At 48.9% G+C, this 21,313-nt stretch carries 17 protein-coding genes; all 17 read left to right on the top strand.

Features of this window, described 5'->3' with window-relative positions; genetic code table 11:
* Positions 1 to 94: 94 nt before the first annotated feature.
* Positions 95 to 2,251: a DNA topoisomerase III gene (locus tag ACIFQN_RS20110; RefSeq protein WP_429834790.1), complete on the top strand. Its 2,157-nt coding sequence runs from the start codon at positions 95 to 97 to the stop codon at positions 2,249 to 2,251.
* 100 nt (positions 2,252 to 2,351) lie between these two features.
* Entirely contained in the window at positions 2,352 to 3,017 is a 666-nt protein-coding gene (locus ACIFQN_RS20105; protein ID WP_429834789.1) for a PspA/IM30 family protein, read from the top strand.
* A 63-nt stretch (positions 3,018 to 3,080) separates the two neighbouring features.
* Entirely contained in the window at positions 3,081 to 3,485 is a 405-nt protein-coding gene (locus ACIFQN_RS20100) for a DUF350 domain-containing protein (protein ID WP_429834788.1), read from the top strand.
* A gap of 24 nt (positions 3,486 to 3,509) precedes the next feature.
* Positions 3,510 to 4,016 carry a DUF4178 domain-containing protein gene (locus ACIFQN_RS20095; RefSeq protein WP_429834787.1) on the top strand — a complete coding sequence of 169 codons (507 nt, stop codon included), beginning with the start codon at positions 3,510 to 3,512 and terminating at the stop codon, positions 4,014 to 4,016.
* 11 nt (positions 4,017 to 4,027) lie between these two features.
* The gene (locus tag ACIFQN_RS20090) at positions 4,028 to 4,822 is read left to right on the top strand and encodes a DUF4247 domain-containing protein (RefSeq protein WP_429834786.1); all 795 of its coding nucleotides are present in this window, start codon (positions 4,028 to 4,030) and stop codon (positions 4,820 to 4,822) included.
* 381 nt (positions 4,823 to 5,203) lie between these two features.
* Positions 5,204 to 5,851 (top strand): DUF4912 domain-containing protein, encoded by a 648-nt coding sequence (locus ACIFQN_RS20085; RefSeq protein WP_429834785.1) that lies wholly within the window; start codon positions 5,204 to 5,206, stop codon positions 5,849 to 5,851.
* A 14-nt stretch (positions 5,852 to 5,865) separates the two neighbouring features.
* A complete protein-coding gene (locus ACIFQN_RS20080; protein ID WP_429834784.1) occupies positions 5,866 to 8,730 on the top strand; it encodes a 1,4-alpha-glucan branching protein domain-containing protein in 2,865 nt (954 codons plus the stop codon).
* Positions 8,731 to 8,747: 17 nt separating this feature from the next.
* Positions 8,748 to 11,123, top strand: coding sequence for a sugar phosphate nucleotidyltransferase (locus ACIFQN_RS20075; protein WP_429834783.1), 2,376 nt, complete (start codon positions 8,748 to 8,750; stop codon positions 11,121 to 11,123).
* Between the two features lie 43 nt (positions 11,124 to 11,166).
* On the top strand, positions 11,167 to 13,143 hold the full coding sequence (locus tag ACIFQN_RS20070; RefSeq protein WP_429834782.1) for a glycoside hydrolase family 15 protein: 1,977 nt from the start codon (positions 11,167 to 11,169) through the stop codon (positions 13,141 to 13,143).
* Positions 13,115 to 14,572: a phosphoglucomutase/phosphomannomutase family protein gene (locus ACIFQN_RS20065; protein ID WP_429834781.1), complete on the top strand. Its 1,458-nt coding sequence runs from the start codon at positions 13,115 to 13,117 to the stop codon at positions 14,570 to 14,572. The genes ACIFQN_RS20070 and ACIFQN_RS20065 overlap by 29 nt, the downstream gene beginning before the upstream one ends.
* A 158-nt stretch (positions 14,573 to 14,730) precedes the next feature.
* Positions 14,731 to 15,372, top strand: coding sequence for a serine/threonine protein kinase (locus ACIFQN_RS20060; RefSeq protein ID WP_429834780.1), 642 nt, complete (start codon positions 14,731 to 14,733; stop codon positions 15,370 to 15,372).
* A gap of 75 nt (positions 15,373 to 15,447) precedes the next feature.
* Positions 15,448 to 15,900, top strand: coding sequence for a signal peptidase II (lspA, locus tag ACIFQN_RS20055; protein WP_429834779.1), 453 nt, complete (start codon positions 15,448 to 15,450; stop codon positions 15,898 to 15,900).
* Positions 15,901 to 15,968: 68 nt separating this feature from the next.
* On the top strand, positions 15,969 to 16,898 hold the full coding sequence (locus tag ACIFQN_RS20050; RefSeq protein WP_429834778.1) for an RluA family pseudouridine synthase: 930 nt from the start codon (positions 15,969 to 15,971) through the stop codon (positions 16,896 to 16,898).
* A gap of 17 nt (positions 16,899 to 16,915) precedes the next feature.
* Positions 16,916 to 17,317, top strand: coding sequence for a VOC family protein (locus ACIFQN_RS20045; RefSeq protein WP_429834777.1), 402 nt, complete (start codon positions 16,916 to 16,918; stop codon positions 17,315 to 17,317).
* 210 nt (positions 17,318 to 17,527) lie between these two features.
* The gene (locus ACIFQN_RS20040) at positions 17,528 to 18,871 is read left to right on the top strand and encodes a hypothetical protein (protein WP_429834776.1); all 1,344 of its coding nucleotides are present in this window, start codon (positions 17,528 to 17,530) and stop codon (positions 18,869 to 18,871) included.
* A 227-nt stretch (positions 18,872 to 19,098) separates the two neighbouring features.
* Complete coding sequence (pyrR, locus tag ACIFQN_RS20035) at positions 19,099 to 19,638, top strand: bifunctional pyr operon transcriptional regulator/uracil phosphoribosyltransferase PyrR (RefSeq protein WP_429834775.1); 540 nt, start codon at positions 19,099 to 19,101, stop codon at positions 19,636 to 19,638.
* A 188-nt stretch (positions 19,639 to 19,826) separates the two neighbouring features.
* Positions 19,827 to 21,170 (top strand): solute carrier family 23 protein, encoded by a 1,344-nt coding sequence (locus tag ACIFQN_RS20030; protein WP_429834774.1) that lies wholly within the window; start codon positions 19,827 to 19,829, stop codon positions 21,168 to 21,170.
* The last annotated feature ends 143 nt before the right edge of the window (positions 21,171 to 21,313 follow it).

The following is a 21,313-nucleotide window of genomic DNA, read 5'->3' as shown; positions in this document are numbered from 1 at the left end:
TTATACTCCCTATGTAGTAAAATAGAGAAGGGAACGAGTGTTTCATGTAAATCGTCCCTGGCAATTCAGGCAGCAGATAGGGAGTAGAGCAGGTATGAAAGTCGTAATCGCAGAAAAACCGGATCAGGCGATGAAGTTAGCCAGTCCGTTTGCTCATAGAAAACAACAAGGATATGTGGAAGTGCATCCGAATCGGATTTTTCCCAAAGGCGCTTTTTTTACGTGGGCGGTGGGCCATGTTTGTGAGCTGGTTCCTCCAGAGGCATATAATCCTGCATGGAAGAAATGGTCGCTGCCATCGCTCCCGCTCATCCCGGACTCCTTTCGCCATCAGGTGATGAAGTCCAAAGCAAAGCAGTTTGCCATCATCAAGCAGCTTCTTCGGCGCAGTGAAGTGAAGGGCATTATTCATGCCGGCGATGCGGGGCGTGAAGGCGAGCTCATCGTTCGTACCATTGTTGAGATGTGTGGTGTGAAAAAGCCAATGAAGAGGCTGTGGATTTCTTCACTGACGGAGCGCGCTGTCACTTCGGGATTTGAATCTCTTTTGGATGAGACCCAGACGCGTAATCTGTACGAAGAGGCATACAGCCGATCCTGCGCTGACTGGCTCGTCGGGATGAACGCTTCACGTGTATATACCATCTTGCTCAAGCAAAAAGGAATCAGCGATGTCTTCTCGGCAGGACGGGTACAGACGCCTACACTCGCACTCGTGGTCAAGCGTGAAAAGGAGATCGCAGCCTTTAAGCCGGAGCCATTCTGGGAAGTGAAGGCTACTTTTGAAATGGACAAAAAACGATACGAGGGGGTATGGCACAAAGATGGTGAATCCCGCCTGAATGATCCTGACCTCGCCTCGAGAATCGCTGCTTTCTGTCGGGACAAGCCCGCACAAATCCATGAGGTAGAGACGGAGCGGAAGGAGTTTTTGCCGCCCTACTTATTCAATCTTTCTTCCCTGCAGGCGACGGCGAACAAAATGTTCAAATACTCACCCCAGAAGACATTGGAAATCGCACAAAAGCTGTATGTAAAAGGGATTCTTTCTTATCCCCGCTCCGATTCATCCTTTGTCACAGCCGAAGAAGCCAAGACGTTTCCCGACATATTGTCCAAACTCTCCAAGCAGGCAGAGTACCAGTCGTTTTTTCCCACGCCCAAGGCTTCGATTGCGCAGGACAGACGGTATGTCAACCAGAAAAAGGTAACGGATCACTATGCGATTATCCCTACGGAACAGGTGCCAACTGTTGCGAAGCTAAGTGACGAAGAGCGCAAAATTTACGATCTGGTTGCCCGCAGGCTGATCGCTGCGCACTGTGAAAGTGCGTTGTTTGACTATACGACCGTAACTACCTTGGTCGATGAAAGAGCCGCCTTTCTCAGCAAAGGAAAAGTGCAGATTCGTGCCGGCTGGCGTGCGATATTATTTGATGAGGAAAAGGATGACAAGGAATCCATCCTGCCACCGCTCGCAAAAGGCGAAACAGGAAAAGTGCGCAAGGTGGAGTCCAAAGAAAGCAAGACACAGCCACCCAAGCGTTATACGGAAGGCCAACTGATTACATTGATGAAGACAGCAGGTAAGCATCTGGATAATCAAGAGCTGGAAAAGGTCTTAATGAAGACAGAAGGACTCGGGACAGAAGCAACACGGGCAGGCATCATTACGATGTTAAAAGATCGCAAATATATTGAAGTACGCAAAAACCAAGTATTCGCAACACAAAAAGGCAGCTTGTTGATTGATGTGATCGGCGACAAAATCCTTGCGTCACCTGAGATGACTGCCCGGTGGGAGCAACGCTTGGGACAGATCGGGCAAGGTGAGGCATCTGCACAGGCTTTTATGGATCAGGTGAGGAAGCTGTCCCACAAAATTGTAGAGGATGCGGTGGAACAGTCCAAAGAATGGAAGCTGGAGGGCTACGATGTCAGTTCGATGCCTGTGTCCAAGTCAGCCTCCAGGTTTACCCTTGGGTCCAAAGTGGCCATCTGCCGGTCGTGTAAAGGAGACTTGGTAGACAAGGGAGACTTTTATGGCTGCGCCAATTACAAAACATCACAATGCACCGTGACGTTATCAAAGATGATCATGGGCAAAAAAATATCAGCAGCAATGGTGAAAAAGCTGATGGATACAGGCAAAACCAATCAGATCAAGGGATTTATTAAAGGAAAGGAAAAATTTGATGCCTATCTGGTGTGGGACGAGCAGGAGAAAAAAGCAAAAGTGAGCCGCGAGTAAAAATAAATCAGAAGATCACGAAACTTACTTGCATAAGGAACGTAGATACATGTATAGAGGGAATGACAATCCCGTAAACGTACTCAAGGAGGAAGAATCCATGTCCATTTTTAAAAGACTACGCGATTTGACCATGTCCAATTTGTATTCGTTAATTGAAAAAGCAGAAGATCCAATTAAAATGACCGATCAATATTTACGCGATATGCAGGAGGACCTGGGCGAAGCAGAGAAAGCTGTTGCTGCCCAAATCGCATTGGAAAAGAAATTCAAAGTGCTGTATGAAGAACAGGAAGCTTTGGTGAAAAAGCGTGAGGAGCAGGCACATGTAGCAGCACAAGCAAAAAATATCGACCTCGCTCGTCGCGCTCTGGAAGAAAAGAAAGCCGCCGAGCAGAAAATGAACGAGTACAAAGAAGGCTATGAGAAAAACAAGCTGGCTGCAGATGGTCTGCGCGACAAGCTGACTGAGATGAAAAAGCAGATCACCGAGCTGAAAAACAAGCGCGAAACTCTCGTAGCCCGCGTCAATGCAGCAAAAGCACAAAAAACGATCAATCAGGCAATGGCTGGATTCGACAGCAACTCCGCTATGGCCGGTCTGAAGCGTATGGAAGAAAAGGCACTGCAAATGGAAGCAGAAGCAGAGGCCAGTGGAGAAGTTTACAAGAAAGAAAGCTCATTGGACGATGAAATTTCCAAGTTGAGCAAAGATCAACAAGTAGAAGACGAGTTGGCAGCGCTCATGAAAAAATATGAGGGGTAAACCGCTACTGGCGGTTCCCCTTTTTTCAATCACAATAAACAACTCGATGCGGGGGGATAAATTTTGACGTGGGTTGAAGTAGTAGCGATGCTCGTTTGGACGGGCGCGGGCGGCATCTTGCTTGCGATCTTGATGTGGATCGACGCGTTATTCACGAAATACAACGATCTGGAAGAAATAAAAAACGGCAATGTAGCTGTGACGACTCGATTTGTCATGAAGCTGTTTGCACAGGGATACATTTTGTCTCAGTCGATGCTCAATTCAAAAGATTTATTTGTAGCCTTGCTTGTTTCAGTGGTCTCATTTGTTATCTTGTTCTTGCTGGAAAGAATTGTAGAACTTGCACTGCGCAAAACGGCTGGACTTGATTTGGAACAAGGCACGAAGCAGGGGAAAGTCGCACACGCTATGCTCGCCGGTTCTTTCCATATCGTAGGTGCCCTGATTTTGGCTGCATGTCTGTAAAGCGTGCCGGAGAGGAGTACAGAAATGAGTTTGTTCAAGCGGATTCAAAATATATTTGCGAAGCATGAACCACCTGCAGTTGAAAAAAGCATTCTGACAGTAGGACCGGGAGATGTCGTGGAAGTATCGCTGGAAACATACCAAGTGACAGGAAAAGCAATGAATGCCAGTCGCAATGCAGCGATGCTGACCCTTCAAGATGGCAACACGATCCGTTACCTTTATATCGAGGAGCGGGAGAGAATCGTGTATCATCTCTACAATGTCATCGACGGTAGATTGGACTCTGTGGAGGAAGTACCAACGACCATTGAAATGGACGACATTACGTACCACCTGGAAGAGCAGTATACGGGACGGGTAAATGTGCTGGGCAAGGCCCCTTTCCATACCTCAGGGGAACAATACATTTGGCAATTCCAATCGGATCAGCGCCAATTGCTGCGAATTGAGTGGCAAGACGGCCGATTTATGCTATACGAGGGAGAGACTGTCCTTCCAGCAGATGTGCAGGTCTTACGCGGGACGTAGGGGGAGAGAAGATGCCACATAATTGGGTTAAGTTGATAAAGCTCCTGCTCGTTCCGGCCATTTTTTTTCTTGCAATGGCAAACTTCGATCATACCGACCTAAGCGATTCGTATCAGCTGGAATCCGTATCGTCCAAGGACAAGGGTCAGACCTCACGTATTTACCGGGCAGAAGACAAAACCGTACCGGAAGTGGCAAAAGAGCTGGCGGATCAAAAGCAGCCGGAGGAAATCTCCAAAGAAGATACAAAACATATGTTCCTTATATACAAGGACGAAGTGTACCATTTGCAGCAGGATGAAGCCAAGCCAACAGATACGATTATCGAAGTGGACTCCAAAGAGTATGTCCGTCAAAACTACGATACGTCGTTTTTACAAGGATACATTTTAGCAAGCGTTTTAAATGATTTGTTTGACGATGTGTCAAAAGGTTCGAAGGGCAGTTATCGAGGATACTCCAGCAAAGACATCTACAAGCCAACAGGTACGTATCATATCCCGACTGAACAAGAGAAAAAAGCGGTCCCGCCGATTACCACGGAAGGTACAGGGAGCATCACCAAGCGAAGTGACACAAAGAAAAACTCAGATGGATCGGTCGGCTCTAGCGGCAGTATTTTCAAAAAACAAGTCGAACCGTCCAGTGGCAGCACGGGCAAAATTATTCGTTCTTCTGACAGTAGTTCATCCAAATCAAGTGGTTCTGTTACCCCCAAGCGTTCCTCGATCTTTTCTTCACCAAAAAGCAATTCTCCCCCACGTACCAAAGTAGGTGGATCAGGACGCATTACGAAACGAAGATAAGAGATGGATGCAAATAAAATTCCAAGTTAACCCGCTTTCGAGCGGGTTTTTTTTTGCGGTCGATAATATGTCTGTAATTAATTTTTCATAAAGTAATGAATGTATTGCTCAGCGAGTTTGTAAGATGTATGGATGAGAAGCGGGAGTGACCGCTACTTCCATGTAAACTCCTTTGTTTAAGAACAGAGCGACTGTATGGCGCATGGAAGCGGTTTCCATTGGCTTATTCTCGAGTTTTGTTTATGAATGACGAAAATATGATGGATTATCGACAAAAGAAGAAGGGATGTGCGCCCAGCGTTCGACAGTCTTTGTTATTTGTATTGGCTATGATGACAGTGTGGCAAACAGGGTAAGAAAGCGGAAAGGAGCGCTCATGCGATGTTGGAAAAAATTCTCGAACTTCGTTCACAATCCAAGTCCATTGCACAAATTGCCAAAGAATGCGGCTTAACTGTGGGACAGGTAAAATATCGTTTGCAAAAAGACAGATCCAGGCAAGATGTAGAAAGAGTAACAGATTCACACCTACAACAGCGCTTCCTTTCGCGAGCAGAAAAGGAGTGGCGGTTGCCAGCCTTTTATGGGCGTGACCTCGTCAAAGTAATGGCACAAGGCCCGAGTGTTCTTTTTGTATACTGGGAAATTACATGGCCGCGCATGAGAATGGTCGCTTCCTACCTGAACGTCGATTTTCGTTATATTCAAAAAGGCTTGCGTCTCTATGATGTGACAGACCGTTTGTTTGATGGAAAAAACGCACAATCCATAAGAGATATCTTGGTGCCAGAAGAAGCGAACTCCTGGTATATCCAAGACGTTTCGCCGGGACGTACCTATATGATTGATTTCGGATTGTATGAACATGGTCGCTTTTGCCCAATTTTACGATCGGAAGCGATTGTTACACCCCGTAATTCAAAAGCGAGCTGGGGAGAGGCATTGGTAGAGCCAGTCAGCGATTCTGCGACGCCTTCCTGGTATGAAAATTTCTCCTCTTATTCCCTCTATTCCAAATCAACCAAATAAGTGAGGTGTCATCCGTGCAAAACGGTTATCTCTCCCTCGTGTTGCATGCCCATTTGCCTTATGTTCGGCACGGGGATCGGGACGATTACCTGGAAGAGCGCTGGGTGTACGAGGCTATGCTGGAATCGTATCTCCCCCTGTTACTGGTTTTCGACAAGCTCCTCTCGGACGGAATCGATTTTCGCATGACCCTTGCTGTTTCTCCGACGTTATTGTCCATGTTAGATGATGAATTAATTCAAACCCGCTTTCAGACACATTTAGCCAAAACCATTGAACTGGCTGGCAAGGAAGTAAAAAGGACCGCTAACCTGCCGCAGGAGCATCGTGTAGCCAAAATGTATCTGGAACGATTTCGTATGATTGCCTCTTATTGTCGCAAGCTGGACTACCGTTTGATCGGCGGACTCAAACGAGTGCAGGAGAGCGGTTGCGTGGAGCTCATTACGTGTGCGGCCACTCACTCTTTTCTCCCATTTGTCGAAACAGAGGAAGCGATCCGCGCTCAGCTACTCGTTGGGATCGACACGCACGAGCGCATCCTGGGACAACGTCCGAATGGAATTTGGCTGCCAGAGTGCGGGTATACGCCTGGATTGGACCGTTTGTTGAAAGAAGCAGGGCTGCGCTACTTTTTCGTGGACAGTCATACGATTAACTACGCGACTCCTACGCCGCGCAGAGGTCTGTACGCACCGCTATTTACTCCTCATGATGTAGCTGCTTTCGCTCGTGATGAAGTAGCCTCACGTCAGGTATGGAGTTCATTTGACGGCTATCCGGGTGACTTTGATTACCGGGAATATTACCGGGATATCGGATTTGATCGGGAAATGGACTACATCGAGCCTTACATCCATCCAGCGGGAATCCGCGTACATACAGGCTTGAAATACTATCGGATCACCGGGCGAGGTGAACATAAGGAAACGTATGAGCCAAACTGGGCTCGGGAAAAAGCGGCTTCTCACGCCAGTCACTTTTTGTATCATCGGGAACGCCAAGTAGAAGAGGCTTCTGTATGGATGGACCGTGAACCCTTGGTGGTAGCAACGTATGATGCTGAGCTGTTTGGGCATTGGTGGTATGAAGGACCGCAATTCCTCGATTATTTGCTACGAAAAACGGTATGTGATTCGAAACAAGTGAAGCTGATTACCCCTTCTGAGTATTTGGCACGTTACCCAGAGCAGGATCGGGCCCATATGCCTATGTCTACCTGGGGGAGAAATGGATACGGTGAGGTCTGGCTAAACGAGCGTAACGGCTGGATCTATCGTCATCTGCATCAGGCAGAGCGCGAATTGATCGAAGCTGCGATCACATTCCATGAGAGCGGGGAGCAGGATCTGAACAGAAATCATGTCAAAAGTCGCTGCTTGAAACAAGCATCGCGAGAATTGATGCTGGCGCAAAGCAGTGATTGGGCGTTTATATTGGACGGTCAGACTGTTGTGGAGTACGCAGTCCGTCGTATTCATGACCATTTGGCGCGTTTTCGGGAATTGCTTGCGATTTTTCATCAGGAACAGCCGGATGAGAATCGCTTACTGGAAATGGAAATAGCGTACCCGCTCTTTCCCAGCTTGGATGAGACGTACTATTTGCCGAACCGTGCGCATAGAGTGAACGTATCGCGTCAAATGGTAGCAGCCGGCCAATCTCATGAAGCCGCGCTAAAAGTACTGATGCTCAGTTGGGAATTTCCTCCTCACGTCGTTGGAGGACTGGGGAGGGCTGTCTATGATCTGTCTCGTCATCTTGTGCGACAAGGGATCGAGGTGCACGTACTGACAGGCTCTTCAGATTGCGTGGCAAAGCAGGAGATGATGGACAGTGTACATGTTCACAGACTCCCCACTTATATTCCCGCTGAGCAGGAAGACTTCATGCAATGGATATTCCAGCTTAACCTGGCGATGGTGGATGCCGTAGAGGGATTGATGAGTAACGGTTTTCAAGCGGATGTGATTCATGCGCACGATTGGCTGGTAAATTGGGCTGCCGTGGAATTAAAGCGGCGGCTGTCCATCCCGCTAATCACTACCATCCATGCATTGGAGCATGGTCGACACCAAGGCATTCATACGCCTATGCAGCATCGAATTCACGAGTGTGAGCGGATGTTGACAGCAGCATCGGATCGTGTGCTTGTTTGCAGCCACTACATGGGCCAGGAAGTGATGAGGTTATTTTCAGTCGCCCAAGAAAAACTGAGCGTCATTTATAACGGGGTTGAAGCTGTAGCAGCACGTGAAGGAGACCTGCAGCAGCTAAGACAGGAGCTAGGTCTTGGAGATGGCCCAATCTTATTTTTCGTAGGTCGTTTAGTTCGTGAAAAAGGGGTTCATTTGTTAGTGGAAGCAGTCGTGCGACTCGCTGGTGCATATCCCGCACTTAAGCTTGTGATTGCAGGGAAAGGACCGATGGAAGCCGATTTAAAACGACTAGCTGTTCAAATGGGAGTAGCTGATCGGGTGCTGTTTTTGGGGTTTGTCGATGACGTGCGGCGAAATCAATTATTTTGTTTAGCGGATGTAGCTGTATTCCCTAGTCTTTATGAGCCATTTGGAATCGTGGCACTGGAAGCAATGGCTTTTGGGACACCGTTACTTGTAGCAGATACAGGCGGGCTTCGCGAAATTGTCCGGCATGGAGAGAATGGTGCAACCATGTACACCGGTGACGTAGAGTCTTTGGTCAATCAGTTGCACTGGATGCTGGGCAATCCTGATCGGCGCTATCAGATGGCAAAAGCCGCCGAGAACGATGTGCGGCAACACTATGATTGGGCTTATTTGGCGCGCAAGACGATCGAGGAGTATCGCTCGCAAGCGTTACCTCAAAGGTGTGGGAACAACCTAGCATTGCAACTATGAAGGAGGAACTAAGAGAGATGAAGGCAGTAATCATGGCTGGCGGTAAAGGTACCCGTTTACGTCCGTTAACATCGCATACTCCAAAACCAATGGTGCCATTGTTAAACCGGCCTTGCATGGAGTACACTATTGATCTTTTAAAAAAACACGGTATTACTGAGATTGCGGTGACGCTCCAGTATCTGCCAGATGTGATACGCGATACGTTTGGTGATGGATCCTCCTATGGTGTCTCGCTCGTTTATTTTGAGGAAACGACCCCACTCGGAACAGCAGGCAGTGTAAAAAACTGCGCAGATTTTCTAGACGAACGCTTCCTCGTCATCAGTGGAGATACGCTTACAGATATTAATTTGTCTGAAGCGATTCGCTTTCATGATCAAAACAAGGCACTCGCTACACTGATCTTGACCCAGGTAGAAACTCCGCTGGAATTTGGGGTCGTCATGACCGATGAGAGCGGTCGAATTACCCGCTTTCTTGAAAAGCCAAGCTGGGCGGAAGTTTTTAGCGACACGGTGAATACGGGTATGTATGTATGCGAGCCTGAGGTCCTGTCTTATATAGAAGAAGAGAGAGAAGTCGATTTCAGCAAGGAAATATTCCCTTTCTTTTTACAGGAAGGAAAGCCTCTGTTTGGTTATTCTGCAGAGGGGTATTGGTCGGATATTGGTTCTCTTGACGTTTATCGCCAGGCCCAATTTGATTTGCTGGATGGACGTGTAAATCTTGAGATCAAGGCTCAGGAGATTGCACCTCGAATCTTCTTGGAAAACCATGTAAGAGTCGATTCCTCTGTAAGACTGGAGGGGCCTGTTTACATTAGTGAAAATGTTCATTTGCAAACAGGGGTATCGGTTGGCGCCTACTCCATCTTGGGAACGAATACGATTGTTTCCTCTGGTACTAAGCTATCGCAGGCAATTATGTGGGAAAACACAGTCGTCGGGAAAAAAGCAGAGATCAACGGCACTACCCTTTGCCGCAATATCCGCATTGGCGAGTGTGTCTTACTTGGAGAAGGAGCAGTGATCGGTGACAATTGCCGGATTGGGCCAAAATCGGTAGTCAAAGCAGGCGTCAAGATCTGGCCCGATAAAGAAGTAGAGGAAAGTGCGACTGTCAACACTTCCCTCATTTATGGCAAGAGGCAAATGAAAAATCTATTTGGCACATATGGCATCAAAGGAATCGGCAACGTGGACATTACGACCGAGTTCGTCACAAGACTTGCATCAGCCTACGCCTATTTACTGCGATCGGGCAGTAGAATTGCTCTGTCCGCATGCGCGCATCCTTTTGCGCAGCTGCTTAAGCATAGTGTCATGACGAGTCTTTGCTCTTCTGGGATCGACACTGTAGATCTGGGGCTGGGAAATGCTCCATTGATGAGATACGGTGTACGTGGCTTACAATGCGCAGGCGGCATCCATATTTTTATGGCTGAGCCCATGGAAGAAAAAGAGATTGTCATTCAGTTCATCGACCATGCGGGGTTGCCTATTTCCCGTGATATGGAGCGCAAAATTGAAAATGCCTACTGGCAGGAAACTTACGTGCGCAGCCTCCACCATTTGGGCGAATTGCATGTAGAGCATCAAGTCCAGGACGCGTATCTGCGAGCAATGGCAGAGCAAATAGATGTAGCAGGCATCCAGCGCAAGCGATTCCACCTGCTGGTCGATTGCGAACCGCGATTTATGCCGCCGTTTCTGGCTCCGTTCTTCCATGCGTTGGGTGTGACCGTCGTGTATGGTCAAATTCAAGAAGGTGTAAGTAAGACAGGGGCGGATCTTGGTTTTCGACTGGATAAAAATGCGGAGCAATTCTCACTTTTCACAGAACAGGGTCAAAAACTATCAACCGAGCAATTGCTTGCTTTGCAGCTTTTGGCTTGCAGCGGTCATCACAAAAAGATCGGTCTGCCCGTAAGCGCACCGATGGAATTAGAGCACTTGGCTCAGCTATTGCAACTTGAAGTGGTGCGCACCAAGGTCACCCCTCGTTCCATGATGGAAGTTTCTGCGGAGGAACGGTTTCATCCGATGTTTGATGCGGTATACAGCTTGATGAGAATTCTCTCGTATCTGGCTCGAGAAGAAAAGCCACTCAGTGTGCTGCTTGAGCTATTGCCAGCTTGCCATATGGAGCGAAAAACCGTTTTTTGCCCGTGGTCGTCAAAAGGGAAAGTGATGCGCAAAGTACTGGAGGAGAACAAAGGCAAGCTGCTTGAGCTTGTAGACGGAATCAAGGTCTACGACGTCAATGGGTGGGTTCTGATCTTGCCTGATACCGAGGATTCGCATGTCAAGGTCATTTCTCAGGGAGCTACTGCAGAAACAGCGGCGACGCTCGCTTCTTCGTATGCGAGGCGGATTGCGGAATATCAATAATGGCTTTTGATCGACAGCCTGGATACGAAAAGGACGTGAGGGCATGCCGAGACCACTCGTCGTTGGGAATGGAAGACTGCTGATTAATTTTGACGATAGGCTCCACATGCGCGATTTTTACTTTCCATATGTAGGGCAACTCAATCATGTCGGGGGACACTTCAGCAAGCTAGGGGTTTGGGTGCAGGGGCGCTTCTCCTGGGTGGACGAAGACGGGTGGAAACGCAAGCTCGGATACGGTCCAGAGTCACTCGTTACAGATGTTCATGCGCATCATGAACATCTGGGACTTTCCCTGCGGATAGCGGATGGGGTACACCAGCGTGATCCGATCTACTTAAAAAAAGTTCACGTGCGCAACCACGCCGGTGAAGCGCGCGAAGTACGGCTGTTTTTTAATCATGATTTCAGTTTGAATGAAACAGAGGTAGGGGATACAGCCGTTTTCGATCCAAACCTGCGAACGGTTTATCATTACAAACGAAATGTGTACATCATGATCAACGGAAAAACAGCTGAAGCCGGAATTGATCAATACAGCACGGGGATCAAGCGTTTCAATTATGCAGAAGGCACGTGGCGCGATGCGGAAGATGGCCTCCTATCCGGCAACCCCATTGCCCAAGGCTCGGTCGATAGTACGGTGTCATTTCGATTGATGCTGCAACCTCAGGAGGAAAAGACGCTTCATTATTGGATTTGTGTCGGAGACTCCTATGAGGCTGTGAAAGCATTGAATCAATATGTGCTGGATAGCGATCCTGACCGCTTGCTGGGCAGAGTAGCTGTTTACTGGCAGCGCTGGGTGAACAAGGAGGCGAGGGATTTTGCAGATCTTCCCTCCGATGTCGTTAATCTGTACAAGACCAGTCTGTTGCTCGTCCGTACTCAGATTGACCACAACGGTGCCATACTTGCCGCTAATGATTCCGATATTTTGCAATATAACCGTGACCATTACAGCTATATGTGGCCGCGTGATGGGGCGTTAATCGCAAGTGCGATGGCTCAGGCGGGTTATACAGGAGTCGTTGCTCCATTTTTCCGATTCTGCGCGGAGGCCCTAAACGATGAAGGGTATTTGCGGCACAAGTACAACCCGGACGGTTCTGTCGGTTCTAGCTGGCATCCATACGTAGCGGATGGTGGCATTCAACTACCGATCCAGGAGGATGAAACGGCATTGGTGCTGCATGCCTTGTGGGAGCAGTACAAGAGTGGCAAGCAGATCGAGGATTGTCAGGCACTATACCCCACGCTGGTTCGTCCGGCAGCCCGATTTTTGCTGGAGTACGTGGATCCAGATTTGCACCTCCCCAAGCCTAGCTACGACTTATGGGAAGAGCGCAGAGGTATCTTCACCTTCACGTGTGCGACGGTTGTTGCGGGTCTAAAGGCCGCAGCACGGTTCGCCCAGCTGTTTGGGGACGACCGACGTTACAAGCGCTATGATGACGGAGCTGAGCGCATTCGGACTGCGATGATCAAGCACCTGTACGATCAGGAAATCGGCCGTTTTTTACGGGGAATCTACGTGCGCCCAGATGGAAGAGTGGAAAAAGATTTTACAGTTGAGAGCAGTTTGTTCGCCTTGTTCGCGCTAGAGGTGCTGCCGGCGGATGATCCTCGTGTGGTCAGCACGATGGAGGCTGTAAAACGAAGCCTTCGTGTGGACACCGAGGTAGGCGGATTCGCACGTTACCAAGGAGATTACTACTTCAAAAAATCACATGACACAGCAAAAGTTCCTGGAAATCCCTGGATTATTTGTACGTTGTGGGTAGCGGATTGGGAGATTGCCAAAGCGAAGTCACCAGAAGAGTTGGAGGAACCGAAAAAAAGACTTTCTTGGGTCGTTCGCCACGCACTTGAGAGCGGCGTTCTTTCGGAACAACTTGACCCATACACAGGTGCTCCCGTATCGGTCGCCCCCCTAACCTGGTCCCATGCTACATATGTTGCCACTATTTTGCGCTATTTGGAGAAGGTGAATGAGCTACGGTTACGAGAGGAGAGATGAAGAGATGAGAGCGATCCGTTTTGGTACGGACGGTTGGCGCGACATCGTGGCTGATGGGTTTACGATGGAGAACGTGCGTATTGTCGCACAAGCAATCGCCAGCTATACCAAGGAGCTTGGACAGCAGGAACAACCTATTCTGGTCGGGCATGACACCAGGTTCCTCGGCCGCCGATTTGCTGAGGAGATTGTCTCTGTACTGACTGCCAACGGCATACGCACCTACCTGGTCAACGAAGCGGCGCCCACCCCGGCTGTAGCGTTTGGCGTCAAGCATTTCGCTGCAAGCGGAGCGGTGATGGTCACAGCGAGTCACAATCCTCCTGAGTATAACGGAATCAAGTACATTCCTGAGTATGCGGGTCCTGCTACCCCGGCGATCACCCGGCGGCTGGAAGAGTGGATCGCCCAGATCTCACAATCGGGCGAAGTGCACACAACACCGCTCGCAGACGCCGTCACGCGAAAGCTGCTGCAGGTGATCGTTTTGCGCCCGCACTATGAAGCGCACTTGCGTCGGATGATCAACATGGATGTGCTTAAACAATCGTCCCTCCATGTAGTCGTAGACGCCATGCACGGCTCCGGGATGGGCTATGTCAGCGGCCTATTGACGGAAGCAGGTGTGAAAACGGTAGGGATCAGGGAGACACCGGATGCGGCATTCGGAGGTGATTTGCCGGAACCGAATGACAAGCATCTGACGCTGCTCAAAAAAGAAGTAGTCAGTCGATCTGCTACGCTAGGGCTTGCCAACGACGGGGATGCCGATCGTTTTGGTGTGGTAGACAGATTTGGTCAGTATATTCCTCCTAATGATGTGCTGGTTCTATTAACCTATCATTTGATCAAAAATCGAAATCTCTCAGGCAGGATCGTTCGTACCGTCGCAACTACTCATTTGCTGGACAGAATGGCGGAAAAGTACGGATTAGCTATTGTGGAGACACCAGTCGGTTTTAAATATATCGGAGAGCAGATGAGAAAAGGGGATGTCTTGATCGGGGGAGAGGAAAGCGGAGGAGCAAGCATACTCGGCCACATTCCCGAAAAAGATGGGGTCCTGATCAATCTGCTGCTGGCAGAAATGTGCGCCTGCGAAGGCAAAGAAATCGACCAAATTTTACAGGATGTATACGATCAGTTTGGAGAATTGTTCCATACACGACTGGACATGCGCTTACAAGAAAAGACTCAGTGGATCGAGCAGATGATCTCCATGCCACCTGCGCAAGTAGGACCTTATCCGGTACGCGGCATGAATCGTCTGGACGGTATCAAGCTCTTACTTGATGAGGGTCACTGGGTATTGATCCGTCCGTCCGGCACGGAGCCACTCGTCCGCATTTACTGCGAAGCGACGAATGTGGCGGCTTTGGAAAAAATCAAGGAAGCGATCCGAGAGTGGTTTTTAGAAATCAATGTGTAAGCAGCAAAAGGAGAACCTGCCGAGGTGGCATGGTTCTCTTTTAATGCCAGTCGAAAGCCCTGCTTTATGGAAAAGTGCAGGATTAGGGGTTTTTAATAAAAAAACATTTTGCTAGAATCAGTGTATAGAAGTCGGTAGCCAATGAGAGATGAGGGCCTATGTGTATTGACCAACAAGTATTGCAGTCTTTTTTACGAGAAGTAAAGGTAGAAAGCCAGTCACCAGATGATCCAGTTGTTGTGCTCCATACGCCCTATCCGTGGGAATTGGTTGGCACCGGCAATTATGCAGCGGTTTTCGCTCATCCGGATTACCCCCCAGTCGTGATCAAGCTGTATGCGCCAGGGCGACCGGGATGGGAGCAGGAAATCGAGGTATATCGAAAGCTCGGAGAGTCCCGCTCGTTTCCGATTTGCTACGATTCAGGCGAGGGCTACCTGGTGATCAAGCGCATGAACGGCATCTCTTTATTTGATTGTGCCCGCTTCGGGATCCCGATACCCCCTCAAGTGATCGAGGATGTGGAAGAGGCATTGGAGGAAGCGCGAGAAAAGGGTCTGTTTCCGCATGATGTTCACGGGAAAAATGTACTGATGAATCAGGGACGTGGATACCTGATTGATGTATCAGACTACTACAAAAACATTCCTGACAGTAAGTGGCGGGATTTGCGAAAAGCGTATTACAAGGTATACTTACCGTTTTTGAAGGATCGCGGCTGGAAAATTCCCCTCTGGGCATTAGACGGCGTGCGCAAAGGGTACCGTTTGTATAAAAAAGCCAGGCGCTTGTTCCTGTAACCCTACTCTGGTAAAATGAACATTTGACAAAAGTGGTTGCATGGCTGGTTGAGTTACATGAAGGAGGACATTCCATTGTTGTATTATCTCATTGCTGCAGTCATTATTGCGCTTGATCAGTGGACCAAGCATCTCGTATTGAAGTATATGGAGCGTGGGGAATCGGTCCCGTTGATCGCCGATGTATTTCATCTTACCTCGCACCGCAACATGGGCGCAGCCTTCGGTATTTTGCAAAACCAACGCTGGCTGTTCATCATCATTACGATTGCAGTAGTTGTCGGAATTGTGTTTTCTCTGATTCGTATCGGAAAAAAACAACCGCGCTCTTCCCTCGCACTCTCGCTGGTTCTGGGCGGAGCAGTTGGGAATTTCATTGATCGCGCTACGACTGGTCAGGTTGTCGATTTCCTCGATTTCACCCTGATCCATTTTCCGATTTTCAACGTGGCGGATATGGCCATTACGATTGGTGTAGCCCTTTTGCTGCTTGACGTACTCTTGGATGGCAAAAAAAGCGGCCGGTAATGATACGGTTATTTTTCGATGATACTAAGTAACAAATGGTTTGATAGTAACCAGATGAGGAGACAAACATGAACGACACGCAATTATTCGAACGTTATGATTGGAATGTAGAGCCTTCCGATGTAAGTGAGCGGATCGACAAATACATCACCCTGCAAAATGAAGACTGGTCCCGTTCCCAAGTACAGACTTGGATTAAAGAAGGACGAGTAACCGTCAACGGCGAACCTATCAAAAACAATTACAAGCTGCAGGCTGACGACGAAGTGACACTGCGCGTACCACCGCCAAAAGAGATGACGATCAAGCCGGAGCCAATGCCGCTTGAGATCGTATATGAAGACAGCGATGTTGTAGTCGTCAACAAGCCACGCGGTCTGGTTGTTCACCCTGCGCCTGGACATTACAGCGGAACGCTGGTGAATGGTTTGCTCGCCCATTGCAAGGACTTATCCGGCATAAACGGTGTCCTGCGCCCAGGTATCGTGCATCGAATCGATAAAGATACATCCGGTTTGTTGATGGTTGCCAAAAACGATAAGGCGCATGTGGGACTCGCCGCACAATTAAAAGAGCATTCCGTCGATCGCAAGTACGTGGCGATTGTTCATGGAGTGATTCCCCATGAAATGGGAACGATTGATGCTCCAATCGGTCGTGACCCAAAAAACAGACAGCAAATGGCCGTTGTATTTGAAAACAGCAAGCCGGCGGTCACTCATTTTATCGTTCTGGATCGTTTTAAAGAGCATACTCTGGTAGAGCTAAAGCTGGAGACAGGGCGGACACATCAAATCCGGGTGCATATGAAATACATCGATTATCCGCTCGCAGGTGATCCCAAGTACGGTCCGAAAAATACGCTGGAGCTTGATGGACAGGCTCTCCATGCCAAAACATTAGGCTTTACCCATCCTCGTACGGGGGAGCGCCTGGAGTTTGAAGCACCACTCCCTAAAGAATTGGTCGACGTCATTCAATTCTTGCGACAATCATAAAGCAGGAGGAATCGTAAATGCTGAAGAGGTTGGCTCATGTGACGCTGTACGTTCGTGATTGTGAGGAAGCCCTCCAGTTTTATACGGAGAAGCTGGGTTTTGAAAAACGGATGGACACCAAAATGGATGATGGCTCCCGCTGGCTCACGATTGGCTTGCCAAGTCAGGAGGTAGAGATCGTTTTGCATGATCCGACGCACTGGCATCGCGAGGAAGTAGCACAGGAAATGCTGAAACAGGTCGGCAAAAACCCGATGTGGGTATGGGAGACCGATGATTTTCAAGGCACCTATGAATCATTTCGACAACGCGGAGTAACATTCATTAGCGAGCCGCATGAAGTCATGTACGGAATCGAGGTCATTTTCGAGGATCTTTACGGGAATCGCTTTTTGCTGTTGCAGCCTACCATGATGTAATGCTTACATAAACAATTCTTGAATGGAAAACGCTAGTGGAGGGCAGATTGCTTTCTTCCTGGCGTTTTTTTACTGAATCAGAAAGGATAAGCATCTCGTGCCTACTCCCTGATTCAGCAAGAATAACCTTCCGCGAAAACGCGGTCGCTCATCCTGGAATAGGCCTCGATAGAGGTTTTCTAATTATGTGGAAAAGGGAGGGGAATCTTGATGCAAAAAATTTGGAGCAGACTAGCGTGCGCAGCAGGTGTTGCGGCCATGCTATTTGCAGGCAGCAGCCAAGTACTTGCTGCCGAAAGTACGGCTGTGCCAGAACGAGTGAATCAGGATGTTGCGGTGTCTGCGCAAATCGCGTTTACCAGTAACCGACACCTTTTTTTACTTGATGGACAAAACAAGAATGCGACTCCTAAACAAATCACGACAAGCGGGCTTTCTGAGATCGTCGATTGGTCCACGGATGGCAAATGGCTTCTCTATCTGCACTACAAAGGAAATGATAATTACTCGACCCCAGGCTATCTGTGGGCAGTCCGAGCAGACGGGAGCGGACTCATTCAAGTTGATGACAGACCGATCATGGAAAAGCCAAAATGGTCGCCTGTTGCAAACAAGTTCGCTTATACCGTTAACATCGGAAGCAATGAGCAGCCAGACACACGATTTGTCAACAAAGCTATCTTGGATAATGGAGAGCTGGCTTCGCAAAGTACAACAAAGGCCGATTTTGTCGACTTTACCTGGATGCCTGATGGGGAAAAACTCCTCGTATCCACTGCAGCCGAAAAGGACCGAGCTATGACACTGGTCCTTCGCAATCTTGGAGGGAAAACATTGGCTACTTATCCGGTGGCCAAGCCGCCAAATATAGAAGAAGGGGTTTATCCGTGGGCTCCGAAAGGATTGCAGGTTTCACCCGATGGACAGCTCGTTGCCTTTTTTGTTCGGTACAATTCCGGTTCTTTGTCTGCGGACGGCGTGCCTATTCAGCTCTTTAGTCTGACGCAGCCAAACCGAATGCCAAAAGAACTGGGCACGGGCTTGGCTTACCCGGAATGGCTGGCGTGGTCCAGGGATTATAAGCAGCTCGCTTTCATTGATGGATCTGACCGCATCGCTACGACTAACAAGCATTTGAAGATAGCGGATCGTGAAGGCAAGGTAGCATCTGCCGGCCAGCAAGATCAGGTGGACACGCTCCCGGTTTGGACTGATAAAGAAACAGATACGCTCTACTTTTCTCGCGGTAAGGGAACGCCTTACGCCTATGATCCGAAAAAAGTGATGGTGCCAGGCCAACGTATTTGGAAGAGGGATTCCAATGGCGAGCAAAAACAGGTTACGCAAGGGACGGATCAGACAGCTGATTACTACCCGACTCCTTCAAAAAATGGCAAGCAGCTGTTATTCGTGCGCATGGAAGCGGCCGAACGAGGAACTCTGTTTCTGATGAAGGATGGAAGTGAAACTGAGCTTGTCAAAGGCATCACAGGTGACATCGGTTATTACGCCAATTACTTGCCCCAGTGGATTCGTGTGTATTGGAATAGTTAGATTTCTTCGGATTCCATTGACACCCGTCCGGTTCCGTGACATAATTCTACATGACGAATGGAACCTTTAAATCCAGTCCAGTGAGGCTGGCAAGGGCACGGAAGTGACACGATAGCGGAAAGCAGGGGGGCACCCTCATACAAGCTATCATGTCCACTGGCTTCTTGTCTCCTGACAAGAGGCCTTTTTTCTTCAGTCCACTGTTCCCGTCGAGGAGGGAAAAGCAGATGATCAACAAAAGTGTCATCATGGATGAAGCGGCTATTCGCCGCGCGCTTACTCGGATTGCCCACGAAATTATTGAGCGCAACAAAGGTGTCGAAGATTGTATCATCGTCGGGATTAAGACCAGAGGCATTTATTTGGCGCAACGCTTGGTTGAACGGATCGAAATGATTGAGAATGTAAAGGTGCCAGTCGGTGAACTGGACATTACCTTCTATCGCGATGATCTGCAGCACAAGTCAGAGGATGCCGTACTGCAAGGCTCACATCTGCCATCACAAATCACTGGAAAAACGGTGATTCTGGTAGACGACGTACTCTACACTGGGCGTACAGTGCGGGCGGCATTAGATGCATTGATCGACAACGGACGTCCTCGTATGATCCAATTGGCTGTACTCGTCGATCGTGGACATCGTGAACTCCCGATTCGCCCTGATTTTGTAGGGAAGAATGTTCCGACAGCACGTACGGAAATTGTAGATGTGCAACTGGATGAAGTAGATGTGATGGACATCGTGTCTATCCGCCAGCTTCTGTAAAAATGGAATGATTCCTCTTTAATAACGATCCCGTGAGGTCGGCAAGAGGCAGGAAAACTTCCCGTTTGAACGGAGAAGCTAGCCTCTTTGTGCCCTCGCAAAGAGGTTTTTTGTTGCGAAAAAACGTACCGACAACGGGATGGGTAGCCAAAGGGAAGAAAAAAGAAACACGGGGGGAGCATAGAGCTATGAGCCAAAAAAACTTTGTAGACGTAGACGAAACACCGCATATATCGAAATTGCTGCCGCTTAGCATTCAACACTTGTTTGCGATGTTTGGCTCGACGGTTCTCGTACCGATCTTAACCGGCCTCGATGTAGCAACCGCGCTTTTTACGAGCGGGATCGGAACACTCTTGTTCCTGTGGATCACAAAAGGAAGAATTCCGAACTACCTCGGTTCGTCCTTCGCCTTTATCGGTCCGATCATCGCCGTCACAGCCTCACATGGTGTAGGTACGGCCCTACTCGGATGTTTTCTCTCCGGGATCGTGTACATCATCGTTGCAGGGATTGTGAAAAAGGCAGGGGTCAAATGGCTCGACAAAGTACTGCCTCCAGTCGTGATCGCATCGGTCATCGTCGTGATCGGACTTAGCCTCGCTGGTGTAGCCGTAGACATGGCAACGAAAGTAAAGGTAGGGGAACAGATGGTGCTGTCGCTTACCTCAATTGAAATCTCCCTTGTTACGATGCTGGTTACGATTATAGCTGCAGTCATGCTCCGTGGATTCTTAGGACTTATTCCGATCCTGATCGGGATTATCGCAGGTTATGTATACACGCTTTTGCGCCACCCGGGACTGATTGACTTTCAAAAGGTGGCTGATGCTCCCTGGATTGTCAGCTTTTCCGATATGTTTACGACTCACTTCAAGTTCGGGGCGGTCGCAGAAGTCATTATGCAGCCAACTGCTTGGATTGCTGCATTGGTTATCGCTCCGGTAGCATTTGTCACACTCGCTGAGCACTTGGGTCACCTGCTTGTGACCAGCAAGGTCATGGAACGTGACCTGATGAAAAGTCCTGGTCTGCACCGCAGCCTGCTTGGAGATGGAATTGCCACATCTTTGGCAGCCATTATCGGCGGACCTCCGGCAACGACGTACGGAGAAAACATCGGTGTCCTGGCGATCACACGAGTTTACAGCCGGGTGGTTATCGCACTGGCAGCTGTCATGGCCATCTTGTTCGCCTTCATCGGTAAAATCAGCACACTGCTGATGAGCATTCCGACCCCAGTTTTGGGTGGTGTCTCTATCATCCTGTTTGGAATTATCGCTGCTCAAGGTTTGCGGATGTATGTGGAGAACAAAGTTGACTTTGCCAATAAACGCAACATGATTGTCGCCGCAGCGATTCTGGTTACAGGTATCGGCGGATACAAGATCAGCTTCGTAGGTTTGGGTTTCCTGAATGATTTGACAATCGACAATATCGCCTTCTCGACCTTCCTGGGGATCATTCTGCACGTTATTCTGCCAGGCAAGGAATCGGCGATGGGAGAAGCAAACCGCGAAGAAGCAACGTAAAACAGTCTGATACGTTCCCATTCCTTTAAATCCAGTCCAGAGAGGCTGGCAAGGCATAGAACGCTGGTTAACGCTGCCCAAATGAGGTAGCCACACAGCTTCTTGTCTCGCTCGCCTCTTCCCGGCAAAGCGATGCCAAGAAG

The organism is Brevibacillus sp. NRS-1366 (assembly GCF_050467985.1).
This window is presented reverse-complemented; position numbering and strand designations above follow the sequence as displayed.

Bases quoted from the DNA above. Each gene is read 5' to 3' on its own strand.
- ACIFQN_RS20095 (WP_429834787.1), top strand. From the start codon at position 3,510: ATGAGTTTGTTCAAGCGGATTCAAAATATATTTGCGAAGCATGAACCA.
- ACIFQN_RS20030 (WP_429834774.1), top strand. From the start codon at position 19,827: ATGAGCCAAAAAAACTTTGTAGACGTAGACGAAACACCGCATATATCG.
- ACIFQN_RS20060 (WP_429834780.1), top strand. From the start codon at position 14,731: ATGTGTATTGACCAACAAGTATTGCAGTCTTTTTTACGAGAAGTAAAG.
- ACIFQN_RS20090 (WP_429834786.1), top strand. From the start codon at position 4,028: ATGCCACATAATTGGGTTAAGTTGATAAAGCTCCTGCTCGTTCCGGCC.
- pyrR (WP_429834775.1), top strand. From the start codon at position 19,099: ATGATCAACAAAAGTGTCATCATGGATGAAGCGGCTATTCGCCGCGCG.
- ACIFQN_RS20050 (WP_429834778.1), top strand. From the start codon at position 15,969: ATGAACGACACGCAATTATTCGAACGTTATGATTGGAATGTAGAGCCT.
- ACIFQN_RS20110 (WP_429834790.1), top strand. From the start codon at position 95: ATGAAAGTCGTAATCGCAGAAAAACCGGATCAGGCGATGAAGTTAGCC.
- ACIFQN_RS20045 (WP_429834777.1), top strand. From the start codon at position 16,916: ATGCTGAAGAGGTTGGCTCATGTGACGCTGTACGTTCGTGATTGTGAG.
- ACIFQN_RS20070 (WP_429834782.1), top strand. From the start codon at position 11,167: ATGCCGAGACCACTCGTCGTTGGGAATGGAAGACTGCTGATTAATTTT.
- ACIFQN_RS20085 (WP_429834785.1), top strand. From the start codon at position 5,204: ATGTTGGAAAAAATTCTCGAACTTCGTTCACAATCCAAGTCCATTGCA.
- ACIFQN_RS20105 (WP_429834789.1), top strand. From the start codon at position 2,352: ATGTCCATTTTTAAAAGACTACGCGATTTGACCATGTCCAATTTGTAT.
- ACIFQN_RS20040 (WP_429834776.1), top strand. From the start codon at position 17,528: ATGCAAAAAATTTGGAGCAGACTAGCGTGCGCAGCAGGTGTTGCGGCC.
- ACIFQN_RS20075 (WP_429834783.1), top strand. From the start codon at position 8,748: ATGAAGGCAGTAATCATGGCTGGCGGTAAAGGTACCCGTTTACGTCCG.
- ACIFQN_RS20065 (WP_429834781.1), top strand. From the start codon at position 13,115: ATGAGCTACGGTTACGAGAGGAGAGATGAAGAGATGAGAGCGATCCGT.